Source organism: Streptomyces sp. NPDC127038 (assembly GCF_042725875.1).
Taxonomy (GTDB): domain Bacteria; phylum Actinomycetota; class Actinomycetes; order Streptomycetales; family Streptomycetaceae; genus Streptomyces.
Map to the genome: position 1 here is coordinate 111,557 of NZ_JBHXDQ010000018.1, position 11,890 is coordinate 123,446.

Here is an 11,890-nt window from a genome sequence, read left to right on the forward strand (position 1 = left end):
TTCACCGTCGTCGTAGGGCCACGCGGAAACCATGGGGCGAGATACCCATCTGCGGCCTGTCGCGGAGCCCACCGGAGCGTGGGCGGTACAGGCCTGGGAAGCGGCATGGCAGCCCGGCTCCGCGGCGGCCGGGCCTTCCGCGGTCGGGTGGCGGCCCTGGTGGAGTGAGCTCTTCGGCGACCGCCATGAAGCAGCGCAGGATCTGTGGCTCCAAGCTGCGACGATACCTGCCGGGTATCGGTGTTGCGGGACGGGTCTTGGACACCGGCGCGGTTCCGGCTGTCCACTCGTGCCCATGAATCGACGGGGCCGCCGCAGACCGGTGGCCCATGAACGGGAACGATGAACATCGCCTACTGGATCGTCGCCGGACTGCTCGCCCTCTTCTACTGCTACGCGGGAACGCTGAAGGTGACCCGCGGCCGTGATCGACTCCGTCCGATGATGGCCTGGGTCGACCGCGTCCCCCTGCCCGCCGTCAGGGCGCTGGGGGCGGTCGAAGTACTCGGCGCCATCGGCTTGGTCCTGCCACCGCTGACCGGCGTCGTGCCCTCGCTGGCCCTGGCCGCGGCCATCGGTTTCGTCCTCCTGCAGGCAGGCGCGATCGCCGTGCACCTGACCGGCAGGGAAGACCGCGGGATCGCACTCAACGTCGGCCTCGTCGTCACCGCGGCCGTTGCCGTCGGGCTCGCCGCCGGGCTCTGAGGTTTCAAGCGGCGGGCGATGCGGGAGACGTACGGCGGCGGCCCCGGGGCCCCCAGGCCCCCCCGGGGGGCCCCCCCCCCCGGGGGGGCGGGCCCCCCCCCCCGGCCGGAGTTCCGGGGAGATCGCGATCGGCTACGTGGTACGGGCGTCCCGGCCGGAGCCGACGCACAGCGCCCAGATGACGAAGGCGTCGACGGCGATCAGCACGCTGGCCCACACCGGCGAGTACGGCAGCCACATGAAGTTGGCGACCATGGCCAGGCCCGCGAGGGTGATGCCGACGATCCGGGCCCACAGCATGCCGCGGAACACGGCGATGCCGGCGAGGACGATCAGGACGCCGAGCGTGAGGTGGATCCAGCCCCAGCTCGTGAGGTTGAAGGTGTAGACGTAGTTGCGGGTGGTGACGAACACGTCGTCCTTGGCGATGGCGGCGATGCCCTGGAATATCGCCATCGCGCCTCCGAAGATCATCATGACTCCGGCGAAGGCGGTCCAGCCGGACACCCACGCCCCCGAACTGCCGGCGGTTCCCTGCCGGTGCATACCCGTCGTCGTCATTGCGAGCTCCTCCTGCGTAGGGCCTCGCCACTGACCGGGCGACGGTCGGTGGCCCACATTTCAGCTTGCCACGGGAATGACGGACCGGCAGATCGTCGGAAATCGATCCCGGACGCGGCGGGATCGAGATGCGGGGGAATGCGTTCGGTGCTCCAATGGTCCTGCCCGGTGCGCCGAGAGGAATTCGGCGCGCGCAGGGGAGGGAATCCCTTTCGGGCTCGTTCCGTTTGTCTCGTGCCGGAAAGGAAACCACCGTGCCAGGTCTCCTCCGCGGGGTCGCCCGCACCGCCGTGGTGGCCGGTACGGCCACCGCCGTCTCGAACCGCGTGTCCCGTCGTCAGCAAGGACGATGGGCGCAGCAGGAAGCACAGCAGCAGTACCAGTACCAGGAGCAGCAGCCCCCGCCCCCGCCGCCTCCGCCCGCCGCGCCGGCCGACGAGATGACCAGCAAGATCGACCAGCTGAAGCAGCTGGGGGACCTCAAGGCCCAGGGCGTGCTCACCGAGGCCGAGTTCGAGGCGCAGAAGGCCCGGATTCTCGGCTGATCGCACAGGACCCCCGTCGAGGAACCCTGACAGCCCCCGGCGGGGACACACCGGGTGAAACACCGTGCCGGTGGCCGGGGCCCGGCCCCCGGCCACCGGCACGTGACGCGCCCCGGCCGGGTACGGGGCGAACTCCGGGCCGGGTACGCGCCGGAGCCCCGGCCCGTGTTCGAGGAGGACGTCCGGCCCTGTACGCGCCGAAGTCCGGCCCGTGTTCGAGGAGGCCGCCCGGCCCGCGTACGCGCCGGGCTCCCGGTCAGCCCACCCGGTGGCCGTTCTCCAGTTCCGCCGTGCCCGAGCCCTCCGCGAGGACGTCGAGCGCGGTGAGGACCCGGCGGCCGGAGGCGCCCGCGAGGTGGGCGGACACCTCCTCGCGGGCCACCAGCCGCCAGGACAGCAGCTCCTCCTCCTGCAGCCGGATCGCCCCGAGCTCGCGTTCGCCGAGCACCCCGCCGTCGTACAGATAGGCCACCAGCGGCGGGCGCTCCGGCCCGAGGACCCAGTCGACCGCCAGCAGCCGTCCGAGTTCCACGTCGAGGCCGATCTCCTCGGCGGTCTCACGGCGCGCGCCCTGCCGCGGGCTCTCGCCCTCGTCCGACTCCACCGTTCCGCCCGGAAGCGTCCAGCCGTCGCGGTAGTTCGGTTCGACGAGCAGGACCCGCCCGTCGGCGTCACGGAAGAGGGCGGCGGCACCGACGAGGACGCGGGGCAGACCGGCGATATATGCGGCGAAGTCCGAAGTGGTCACCCCGGAAGCGTAGCGAGAGCTCAGGCTTCGACCAGGGCGACCGTGCGGGACGCGAGCTCGCTGATCCGTACTCCGTCGAAGCCGAACACGGCGCTGCGGACGGTGTCCTCCAGCGGCTCCTTCCACTGCGGGGGAATCGCCTCCGCCCCGCACAGCACGCCCGCGACGGACCCCGCGGTCGCCCCGTTGGAGTCGGTGTCGAGACCGCCGCGGACCGTCAGCGTGATCGTGCGGGTGAAGTCGCCCTCGCCGTACAGCAGCCCGGCGGTCAGCACCGCCGCGTTCGGGACCGTGTGGATCCAGCCCATCCCCGCGGTCTCCTCGGACACGGTGGTGAGCGTGTCCTCCCAGGTCATCCCGGTCTCGTACAGCGCGATCACCCGGCGCACGGCGCGGGCCAGCCGGCTGCTCGCGGGGATCGGGGCGAGCGCCGAGTCCAGCGCGTCCCGGACGGACGGGGCGGTGAAGGCCGCGGAGATCAGCGCCGCCGCCCACATCGCGCCGTAGACACCGTTGCCGGTGTGGGACAGGACGGCGTCACGGCGGGCCAGCGAGGCCGCGCGCAGCGGCAGCCCCGGGGACGTCCAGCCGTAGACGTCGGCCCGGATCAGCGCGCCGATCCACTCCTGGTACGGATTCTCGTACGTCGCCGTCACCGGCGGTTTCAGACCCTGGGCGAGATTGCGGTAGGCGGCGCGCTCCGCGGTGAACGTCTGGAGGTACGGGAGGCGGGCCAGCCACAGGTCTCCCACCTGCTCCGTGCTGAAGGAGAAGCCGTGCGTCTCCAGCAGGTCGAGCCCGAGGATCGCGTAGTCCACGTCGTCGTCCCGGCAGCTGCCGTGGATGCGGCCGCGCACACAGCTGCGCCACTCCGGCCGCAGCCGGAACTCGTCCGTGCCGTCGTCGGGGGGACCGGGGAGGTAGTCGGTCAGGGGCAGGGCCCCGGCCCGCCGCAGATAGCGGTCGATCCGGTCCCGGGTCCAGTGGTCGCCCTGCTCGACCGGCTTGCCGAGCATGTTGCCCGCGATCCGGCCCAGCCAGCCTCCGAGTACGCGGTCGGCGATGTCGGTGCCCACAGGGGTCATGGCTCCGGTCTACCCAATTCCGGGCGGCCGCGCTCGCCGGGCAGGGGCATGACGGCGGGGGCCCGCGGCAGTTATGGTCACAGCGGCGCGACTGCCTTGACGTGTGCAAGGCCAGGAAGCAAGGGGAATGCAAGGTGGCGGACGCTGCTGTGGATCGGACCCCGCGTGTGCTCATCGCGGCGGACAAGTTCAAGGGATCGCTGACGGCCGTACAGGTCGCGGAGCGGGTCACGGCCGGACTGCGCCGGGTCGCGCCGCACGCCGAGATCGCGTCCCTGCCCGTGGCCGACGGCGGCGACGGCACCGTCGACGCGGCGGTCGCGGCCGGGTTCGAGCGCCGTGAGGTGCGGGTCGCCGGACCGCTGGGCGACGAGGTGACCGCCGCGTTCGCGCTGCGCGGGCGGACCGCGGTCGTGGAGATGGCCGAGGCGAGCGGGCTGCAACGGCTGCCCAGGGGCGTCTTCGCGCCGCTCTCGTCCTCGACGTACGGCACCGGGGAACTGCTGCGCGCCGCGCTGGACGCCGGCGCCGGCACGATCGTCTTCGGCGTGGGCGGCAGCGCGACGACGGACGGCGGGGCGGGCATGCTCTCCGCGCTCGGCGCGCGCTTCCTCGACGCGGAGGGCGAGCCGGTGGCTCCCGGCGGCGCCGGTCTGAGCGAGGTGGCGAGGGCCGATCTGTCGGGCCTCGACGACCGGCTGGCCGGGGTCGACCTGGTCCTCGCCAGCGATGTGGACAACCCGTTGACCGGCCCCGCGGGCGCGCCCGCCGTCTACGGCCCGCAGAAGGGCGCGGGCCCCGACGACGTGGCGGTGCTCGACAGCGCCCTGGCCCACTTCGCCGGTGTCCTGGAGAAGGAGATCGGACCGCGGGCCGCCGGGTACTCCACCGCGCCCGGCGCCGGTGCCGCGGGCGGGGTCGGTTACGGGGCCCTGGTCCTCGGCGCCCGCTTCCGGCCCGGCATCGAGGTGATGCTCGACGTGCTCGGTTTCGGGCCCGCGCTGGAACGGGCCACGCTGGTGATCACCGGCGAGGGGTCGCTCGACGAGCAGACCCTGCACGGCAAGGCGCCCGCCGGGGTCGCGGCGGCCGCCCGGGCCGGGGGCAAGGAGGTCGTCGCGGTCTGCGGCCGTCTCGCGCTCCCGCCCGAGGAACTGGGCAGGGCCGGCATCCGGCGGGCCTATCCGCTCACCGACGCCGAGCCCGACATCGCGACCTGCATCGCCGACGCCGGCCCGATCCTGGAACGGGTGGCGGAGAACATCGCCCGGGACTTCCTGATCTGATCCCCAGCCCTTGGCCCGAGCCCTGAGCCCTCCGGGGTCCGAGCCCGGGATTCGGGGTCCGAGTCCCGAGGTCCGGGTTCCGCGGGCTGAGTCCCGAGTCCCGAGCGCTGAGTCCCGGGGTTCCGGGGTCCGAGCCCCCGGGTTCTGGGGTCCGAGTCCCGAGCCCCGGGTTCTGGGGTCTGGGTTCTGGAGCCCGAGATCCGAGCCCCGGGGTCTGGGGTCTGGGGTCCAGGATCCGAACCCCGAACCCCGAGCCCCGAGCCCCGAGCCCCGGGATCCGAGTCCCGAGCGCTGGACCCCAGGGTTCCGGGGTCCGAACCCCGAGGGCCCGAGGTCTGGGGCCCAGGGTCCGAGCCTCGGGATCCGGGACCCGAGTCCCGAGGCCCGGGGTCCGGCGCCCAAGGTCCGGGGCCGATGTCCGAGCCCCGGGCGCCACGGAGTCGGGTTCAGCGGCCCGGTCCCGTGGCCGTGGCCGTCGGGGCGGACGCCAGGCGGTAGGCGTCCAGGGCCAGGGTCATCTCGATCAGGTCGCGGGGGCGGGCCAGCTGGCGTGAGGTCAGTTGTTCCAGCCGGCGCAACCGGTTGAAGACGGTGTTCCGGTGGCAGTACAGACGCCCCGCCGCGCGGCCGGCCGACCCCTCGCAGGCCAGCCACATGTCCAGCGTCTCGATCAGCACCGCACGGTCGCCCGGCTCCAGTTCGAGCAGGGCGCCGAACACCTCCGACACCAGCCGGCCCGCCAGCTCCGGCTGGCTCACGACCAGGGCCGTGGGCATCCGCTGATCGAGGCGTACGACTCCGGTCGCGTCCGGCGGACAGGTGCGCAGCGCCAGTTCGGCCCACCGCCTGGCCCGCCCCAGCTCGGCCAGACCCCGCACCACGGGACTGATGCCGCCCGGCCCCGAACGGCGCCCGTCCAGCAGCCGGGCCACCCCGTCCAGACCCTGCCCGGCGTCAAGGGCCACCACCGCGATCTCGCAGTCCGCCCGCATCCGCCAGATGAACCGCAGCCCCGCGCCCAGCACCGGCCGGACACAGACGTCCCGGCCGTCGTGCCGCTCGGTCCGCAGGACGACGACGGCGTACGGTCCGTGCTCGGGCAGATCGAGCCCGGCCGCCGCCCGCGCGGCGAGCCCCGGCGCCTCCTGGCCCTCCAGCAGGGCGTCGAGCAGCGCCTGCAACTGCTCGTCGGTGCGCCGCCGCAGCTCCCGTTCCGTGGCGAGGTAGGACGCCGAGGCGGTCGCGGCCTGCGTGTCCACGGCCGACCACACCATCGTGGCGCACCGCATGAGCACCCCGAGCCGGTCGGGCGCACGGGCCGCCGCGCTCTCCATCAGCGCGTCCCACACCAGATAGCCCGCCGCCCGGTAGGCGTGCACGAGGAGTTCGAGCGGCAGCCCCTGCTGGGCCCGCCTCCGGCCCGCCTCCTCGGCGTGCTCCAGATCCCGGCGCGGTGAGTCACGCGGCGCGGAGATCGCCGTGATGCCGATGCGCATCGCGGTCTCCGCCTCCCGCCACTGCTGGTCGTACGGCAGCACCTGTCCGTAGACGGGGGAGTACTCGGTGAGCTGCCTGACGTGCTCGTCGACGAGCTCGGGCAGCCGTTCCAGCAGAGCCGCACACGACTCCGCGAGCAGCTTCCAGTCATGACCGGTCTGCGGTCTGCGCCCTCCCATGGCCGGAGGATGCCACCCCGGCCCGGGGTCGCACAGGCCCCTGACACGCGGTGTTGTGCGCGTGCACAACGGGCGGGCGTCACCGGTGGGCTCCCGCCGCGTATCGGGCGCGGCCCGTGGACGGGGATGTCCGCCGGTGCTGAGGTGAGCGCCACACCGAGCGAGGACAAGGGAGTTGCCATGGGCGGTGCCGCTCTGCTCGTACGGGATCTGTCGGTCGGATACGGCCCCGTACGCGCCCTGCGCCATGTGTCGCTGGACGTGCCCGAGGGGACCGTGGTGACGGTCCTCGGCGGCAACGGCGCCGGCAAGTCGACGCTGCTGCGGGCCGTGAGCCGGACCCTCTCCTTCCACGGGGGAGCGGTCACCGGCGGCACGGTCACCCTCGGCGGACGTCCGCTCGACCGGCTGCCGCCGGACCGGGTGGTGGCCGCCGGGGTGTCCCAAGTCCCGGAGGGACGGCGGGTGTTCGGCCGGATGACGGTCGCGGACAACCTGCGCGCCGGAGCGCTCGGCGGCACCGGAGGCCGGGCCGGCCGGGCACGGGCCCTCGGGCGGGTGCACGAGCTGTTCCCCGTGCTCGCCGAACGCGCCGGGCAGCGGGCGGCCCTGCTGTCCGGCGGGGAGCAGCAGATGCTCGCGGTCGGCCGGGCGCTCATGGCCGCCCCCAGGGTGCTGCTGCTCGACGAACCCTCCCTCGGGCTCGCCCCGTTGACGGCCGCCCGGATCGCCGACACCGTGCGGGAGATCAACGAACAGGGCACCTCCGTCCTGCTCGTTGAACAGAACGCCGCCCTCGCCCTGCGCCTCGCCTCCAGCGCCTGCGTCCTGGAGGTCGGCGAGGTCACCCTGTCGGGTCCCGCGGACCGGCTCGCCGCCTCCGACGAGGTCCGCCGCCGCTATCTCGGCGTGGTCGACGAGGACGCCGCGGCCGACGCCGAGGCCGCCTCCCACGGCTTTCCGTCCCTCGCCCGCTGGAAGGGGTGACGCCACCGTGGAGGAACGCGACAGCGTCGCCGACCCGAGCACGAGTCCAACCGCCGCCACCCGCACGGCTGTTCAGCAGCACACGCCCGCCGGGGTCCCGTCGCTCGACGTCCGGGACGTGACCGTCCGCTTCGCCGGGCTGACCGCGCTCGACGCGGTGAGCTTCACCGTGCGTCCCGGCACCGTGCACGCCCTCATCGGCCCCAACGGCGCAGGGAAGTCGACCTGCTTCAACGTGCTGTCCGGCGTCTGCCGCCCCGCCGCCGGAAGCGTCCGCCTCGGCGAGCACGAGCTCACCGGCCTGCCGCCCCACAGGATCGCCGGGCTCGGCGTGGCCCGCATCTTCCAGAACCTCGCGCTGCCCCCGCGCGCCACCGTCGAGGACTGTCTGCTGCTCGGCCGGCACCGGCTGACCCGCGCCGGGTTCCTCGCCGCCGGGCTGCGGCTGCCCTCGGCCGCCCGCGAGGACCGGCGGCACCGCGAACGCGTCCGGGAGATCGCCGCGTTCGTGGGTCTGGAGCGCGATCTGGACCGGCCCGCCGGTTCGCTCCCGTACGGGCGGCAGAAGCTCGCCGAACTCGCGCGGGCCCTGTGCATGGAGCCCCGCGTCCTGCTCCTGGACGAACCCGTCGCCGGCATGACCGCCGGCGAACGGCGCCGTACCGCCGCGGTCGTGGCGGGCGTCCGGGACAGCCTCGGCATCTCGATCGTGCTCGTGGAACACGACATGGGGGTGGTGATGCGGCTCGCGGACGCGGTGACCGTGCTCGACTTCGGGCGCCTGATCGCCGACGGCGCCCCCGGGGACGTACAGAACGATCCGGCGGTGGTCCGCGCCTATCTCGGCGAACGTTCCGACCCGGAGGAGGACCCCGCATGAGCACCTTCGCCGAACTCCTGCTCAACGGAGTCTCGCTGGGCTCGGTCTACGCCCTGATCGCCCTCGGATTCGTCGTCATCTTCCGGGCCACCGAGGTCGTCAACTTCGCCCACGCCTCCCTGCTGCTCGCGGGCGGCTACGTCACCGCGACCCTCCACGGCACCATCGGCTTCTGGCCCGCCCTGCTCGCCGGGATCGCGGGCGCCGCCCTGGTGGGCGCCGCCGTGGAGTTCCTGGTGATGCGCCGCTACCGGGGCTCCGACCAGAGCGTCCTCGCGATCGTCACCATCGGCGTCGACATCCTGCTCACCACCGAACTGACCCGCAGGATCGGCACCGACGTCCTCGCGCTCGGCGACCCCTGGGGCGACGCCGTCCTCACCGTCGGCCCCGTCTCCGTCGCCCACACCCGGATCGCCGCCTTCGTCACCGCCTCCCTGATCATCACGGTCTTCCTGCTGGCCTTCCGGTACACCTCCTGGGGCGTGGCCATGCGCGCCGCGGCCGAGAGCCGGGAGACCGCCGCCCTGATGGGCGTCCGGCTCGGCCGGGTGTCGCTCGGGGCCTGGGCGGTGGCCGGCGGCCTCGCGGCCGTCGCCGCCCTGTTCCTGACCGTCTTCCCGACCCCCGGACTGGAACGCGCCACCTCCCTCGCCGCGCTCAAGGCGTTCCCCGCGGCGATCCTCGGCGGCCTCGACTCCACCACCGGCGCGCTGGTCGGCGGACTCCTCGTCGGCGTCACCGAGTCCCTGGCCACCGGCTACCAGAGCGACCTCACCTTCCTCGGGCGCGGCCTCGGCGACGTCGCGCCCTACGTGGTCATGGTCGTGATCCTGCTCGTCAGGCCCGCCGGGCTTTTCGGCACCAAGGAGCTCGCCCGTGTCTGAGGTCCTCACCCGTGACGAGGCGGGCGGCGCGTCCCGCCTGCTCCGCCGCCGCCCGGTCCGCCCGCCCACCGCCAGGACCACCGCGGGAGCCGCCTGCGCCGTCCTGCTGCTCGCGCTGCCCTTCTACGTCGACCGCTTCTGGCTGGAGGCCGGACTGTTCGCCATGGCGGCCGCGATCGGCGCGATCGGCCTGAACCTCCTGACCGGCGCGACCGGGCAGCTCTCCATGGGGCACGCCTTCTTCCTCGCCGCCGGTGCCTACGCCTACTGCGTGTTCGCCGCCGACGGCGGCGACGGGCTGACCGGCCTCGGGCTGCCCGCCTGGCTCGCGGCCGTCCTCGCCGTCGCCGTCTCGGGGATCGCCGGAGGCCTGTTCAGCCCGATCGCCGGACGGCTGCGCGGTGCCTACCTCGGTGTCGCCACCCTCGCCCTGATCTTCATCGGCCAGCACGTCCTGTTCAACGCCCGGGCGCTGACGGGCGGCTTCAACGGCCGTGACGTGCCCCCGCTCAGCCTGTTCGGCCTCACCTTCGACGACCGCGAGCTCGTGATCGCGGACGTGCCGTTCGGCTCGGCCGAGAAGCTCTGGTACGTGGGTCTGGTGCTGCTCCTGGGCTGCGCCCTGTTCGCCCGCGGGGTGCTGCGCGGGCGGCCCGGCCGGGCCATGAACGCGATCCGCGACCACCGGATCGCGGCCGGGGTGATCGGCGTGCCCGTCGCCCGCTACCGCGCGGGCGTCTTCGTCCTGTCCTCGATGTACGCGGGGCTGGCCGGGGTGCTGCTCGCCCTCGTCTTCCAGCGCACGGTGCCCGACTACTTCGGGATCACGCTCTCGCTCGACTACCTCGCCATGATCGTGATCGGCGGGCTCGGCTCGGTCGCCGGGGCGGTGGCCGGGGCCGCGTTCGTCTCGCTGCTGCCCCAGCTGCTGACCCGCTACAGCGACAGCCTGCCGCTGGTCTCCGACCCGGGCACGGGCGGGATCGCGCCCGGCGAGGCCGCCCGGTACCTGTACGGCGCCGCCGTCGTGGCGGTGGTGCTCTTCCTTCCGGGCGGCCTGGCCAGGGTGGCCGCCCGGCTTCGTGTCACGCCCCGTCCCGGGGTCAGCGTCACGCCCCGTCCTGGGGTCCGCGTCACGCCCCGTCCCGGGGCCGCAGAAGGGGAGGAACGATGAGAACGACACACACCGCCAAGCTGGCCGCGGGGGCGCTGGCCGCCCTGCTCGTGCTGGCCGGATGCAGCTCCAAGGCCAAGGACGGCGGCGGGGACAAGGCGGGCGCCGACGGGGTGAGGACCGGCGAGGGGATCTCGGGGAGGACGATCAGCCTGGGGGCGCTCACCGACATGAGCGGGGTCTACGCCACCCTCGGCAAGAGCGTCACCCAGGCCCAGCAGCTCTATGTGAAGCAGACCAACGCCGCCGGCGGGGTCTGCGGCTACAAGCTGGCGCTGACCGTCCGCGACCACGGCTACGACCCGCAGAAGGCCGTCTCCGGCTACACGGAGCTGGCGCCGAAGGTGCTGGGCTTCACCCAGTTCATCGGCTCCCCGTTCGTGGCGGCCGTCAAGCAGCGCATCGACGGCCGGGACAAGGGCCTGGTCCTGCCGCAGGCATGGGCGGCCACCCTCCTGGGCAGCCCGTACATCCGGCCCATCGGCTCCACGTACGACATCGAGACCATCAACGCGATCGACTTCCTGATGAAGGAGAAGGGGCTGAAGAGGGGTGACAGCATCGGCCATGTGTACTTCGAGGGCGACTACGGCGAGAACGCCCTGACCGGCTCCCGGTACATCGCGAAGCAGGAGGGGCTCAAGGTCGTCGAGCAGAAGATCAAGCCGACGGACGACGACATGACGGGCCAGGTCGTCGCCCTCAGGAAGGCCGGGGTGAAGGCCGTCGTGATCAGCGCGGGCCCGCGGCAGGCGGCCTCGCTCGTCGGGGTCGCGGCGGCCCTGAAGTTCGACGTGCCGGTGATCGGCAACAACTCGGCCTTCGCCCCGCAGCTCCTCGCCACCGCCGCGGCCCCGGCCCTGGAGGCGAACTTCTACGTGGCCAACCCCTCCCTGCCGATCGGCGCGGACACCCCGAAGGCCAAGAAGCTGGTCGCCGACTACCGGGCCGCCTATCCGAAGGACGGCCTCGACAACGGCGTGGTCGCCGGCTGGACGGCCGCCTCGGCGTTCGGGGAGGCACTGAAGAAGGCCTGCGCGGCCAAGGACCTCACCCGTGAGGGCGTGGACAAGGCCCTGTTGACGATCAGCGCGTTCGACCCGGGATTCGGTGTCTCCCAGGACTTCACCGACCCGAAGGCGGCCTCTTCGAAGGAGAGCGTCATCCTGCGGCCCGACAGGAACGCGGTGGGCGGGATGACCGTCGTCCGCGGGCCGGGGACCTCGTCCGTCGCACAGGGCTACACACCCGGCGCCTGACACCGGCGCACGCCCGGCGCACGATCCTCCGCGCCCCCGCGCGGGGGGCGCACGGGCCCGCACATGCGGAAGGGCCCCGAACCGTGTGGTTCGGGGC

Annotated in this window: 12 protein-coding genes; 8 read left to right on the forward strand and 4 right to left on the reverse strand. The window is 73.5% G+C overall.

Annotated features, from left to right (window positions below):
• Positions 1-342: 342 nt before the first annotated feature.
• Entirely contained in the window at positions 343-705 is a 363-nt protein-coding gene (locus ACFWI4_RS16000) for a DoxX family protein (RefSeq protein ID WP_387196002.1), read from the forward strand.
• A 132-nt stretch (positions 706-837) separates the two neighbouring features.
• Here ACFWI4_RS16000 and ACFWI4_RS16005 read toward each other — a convergent pair whose 3' ends face one another.
• Complete coding sequence (locus ACFWI4_RS16005; RefSeq protein WP_387196004.1) at positions 838-1,266, reverse strand: hypothetical protein; 429 nt, start codon at positions 1,264-1,266, stop codon at positions 838-840.
• A gap of 254 nt (positions 1,267-1,520) precedes the next feature.
• On the opposite strand from ACFWI4_RS16005, the gene ACFWI4_RS16010 reads away from it, so the two are divergent.
• On the forward strand, positions 1,521-1,811 hold the full coding sequence (locus ACFWI4_RS16010) for an SHOCT domain-containing protein (RefSeq protein ID WP_387196006.1): 291 nt from the start codon (positions 1,521-1,523) through the stop codon (positions 1,809-1,811).
• A 256-nt stretch (positions 1,812-2,067) separates the two neighbouring features.
• Here the strand turns inward: ACFWI4_RS16010 and ACFWI4_RS16015 are convergent, their stop codons facing one another.
• Complete coding sequence (locus ACFWI4_RS16015) at positions 2,068-2,559, reverse strand: NUDIX domain-containing protein (RefSeq protein ID WP_387196008.1); 492 nt, start codon at positions 2,557-2,559, stop codon at positions 2,068-2,070.
• A 20-nt stretch (positions 2,560-2,579) separates the two neighbouring features.
• The gene (locus ACFWI4_RS16020; RefSeq protein WP_387196009.1) at positions 2,580-3,644 is read right to left on the reverse strand and encodes an ADP-ribosylglycohydrolase family protein; all 1,065 of its coding nucleotides are present in this window, start codon (positions 3,642-3,644) and stop codon (positions 2,580-2,582) included.
• A 134-nt stretch (positions 3,645-3,778) separates the two neighbouring features.
• On the opposite strand from ACFWI4_RS16020, the gene ACFWI4_RS16025 reads away from it, so the two are divergent.
• Positions 3,779-4,930: a glycerate kinase gene (locus ACFWI4_RS16025; protein WP_387196012.1), complete on the forward strand. Its 1,152-nt coding sequence runs from the start codon at positions 3,779-3,781 to the stop codon at positions 4,928-4,930.
• A gap of 446 nt (positions 4,931-5,376) precedes the next feature.
• Here the strand turns inward: ACFWI4_RS16025 and ACFWI4_RS16030 are convergent, their stop codons facing one another.
• Positions 5,377-6,606, reverse strand: coding sequence for a PucR family transcriptional regulator (locus tag ACFWI4_RS16030; RefSeq protein ID WP_387196015.1), 1,230 nt, complete (start codon positions 6,604-6,606; stop codon positions 5,377-5,379).
• 180 nt (positions 6,607-6,786) lie between these two features.
• Here ACFWI4_RS16030 and ACFWI4_RS16035 point away from each other — a divergent pair, with 180 nt between their 5' ends.
• The 5 genes from ACFWI4_RS16035 to ACFWI4_RS16055 all read left to right on the forward strand — a co-directional run bounded on the left by ACFWI4_RS16035 (position 6,787) and on the right by ACFWI4_RS16055 (position 11,793).
• Positions 6,787-7,593, forward strand: coding sequence for an ABC transporter ATP-binding protein (locus ACFWI4_RS16035; protein WP_385407924.1), 807 nt, complete (start codon positions 6,787-6,789; stop codon positions 7,591-7,593).
• A gap of 118 nt (positions 7,594-7,711) precedes the next feature.
• The gene (locus ACFWI4_RS16040; RefSeq protein ID WP_387196033.1) at positions 7,712-8,473 is read left to right on the forward strand and encodes an ABC transporter ATP-binding protein; all 762 of its coding nucleotides are present in this window, start codon (positions 7,712-7,714) and stop codon (positions 8,471-8,473) included.
• Positions 8,470-9,360 carry a branched-chain amino acid ABC transporter permease gene (locus ACFWI4_RS16045; RefSeq protein ID WP_385407900.1) on the forward strand — a complete coding sequence of 297 codons (891 nt, stop codon included), beginning with the start codon at positions 8,470-8,472 and terminating at the stop codon, positions 9,358-9,360. Before ACFWI4_RS16040 ends, ACFWI4_RS16045 begins: the two co-directional genes overlap by 4 nt.
• A gap of 37 nt (positions 9,361-9,397) precedes the next feature.
• The gene (locus ACFWI4_RS16050; protein WP_387196036.1) at positions 9,398-10,534 is read left to right on the forward strand and encodes a branched-chain amino acid ABC transporter permease; all 1,137 of its coding nucleotides are present in this window, start codon (positions 9,398-9,400) and stop codon (positions 10,532-10,534) included.
• Entirely contained in the window at positions 10,531-11,793 is a 1,263-nt protein-coding gene (locus ACFWI4_RS16055; RefSeq protein ID WP_387196018.1) for an ABC transporter substrate-binding protein, read from the forward strand. The genes ACFWI4_RS16050 and ACFWI4_RS16055 overlap by 4 nt, the downstream gene beginning before the upstream one ends.
• Positions 11,794-11,890: the final 97 nt, after the last annotated feature.

Bases quoted from the DNA above. Each gene is read 5' to 3' on its own strand.
- ACFWI4_RS16000 (WP_387196002.1), top strand. From the start codon at position 343: ATGAACATCGCCTACTGGATCGTCGCCGGACTGCTCGCCCTCTTCTAC.
- ACFWI4_RS16005 (WP_387196004.1), bottom strand. From the start codon at position 1,266: ATGACGACGACGGGTATGCACCGGCAGGGAACCGCCGGCAGTTCGGGG.
- ACFWI4_RS16020 (WP_387196009.1), bottom strand. From the start codon at position 3,644: ATGACCCCTGTGGGCACCGACATCGCCGACCGCGTACTCGGAGGCTGG.
- ACFWI4_RS16030 (WP_387196015.1), bottom strand. From the start codon at position 6,606: ATGGGAGGGCGCAGACCGCAGACCGGTCATGACTGGAAGCTGCTCGCG.
- ACFWI4_RS16035 (WP_385407924.1), top strand. From the start codon at position 6,787: ATGGGCGGTGCCGCTCTGCTCGTACGGGATCTGTCGGTCGGATACGGC.
- ACFWI4_RS16045 (WP_385407900.1), top strand. From the start codon at position 8,470: ATGAGCACCTTCGCCGAACTCCTGCTCAACGGAGTCTCGCTGGGCTCG.
- ACFWI4_RS16055 (WP_387196018.1), top strand. From the start codon at position 10,531: ATGAGAACGACACACACCGCCAAGCTGGCCGCGGGGGCGCTGGCCGCC.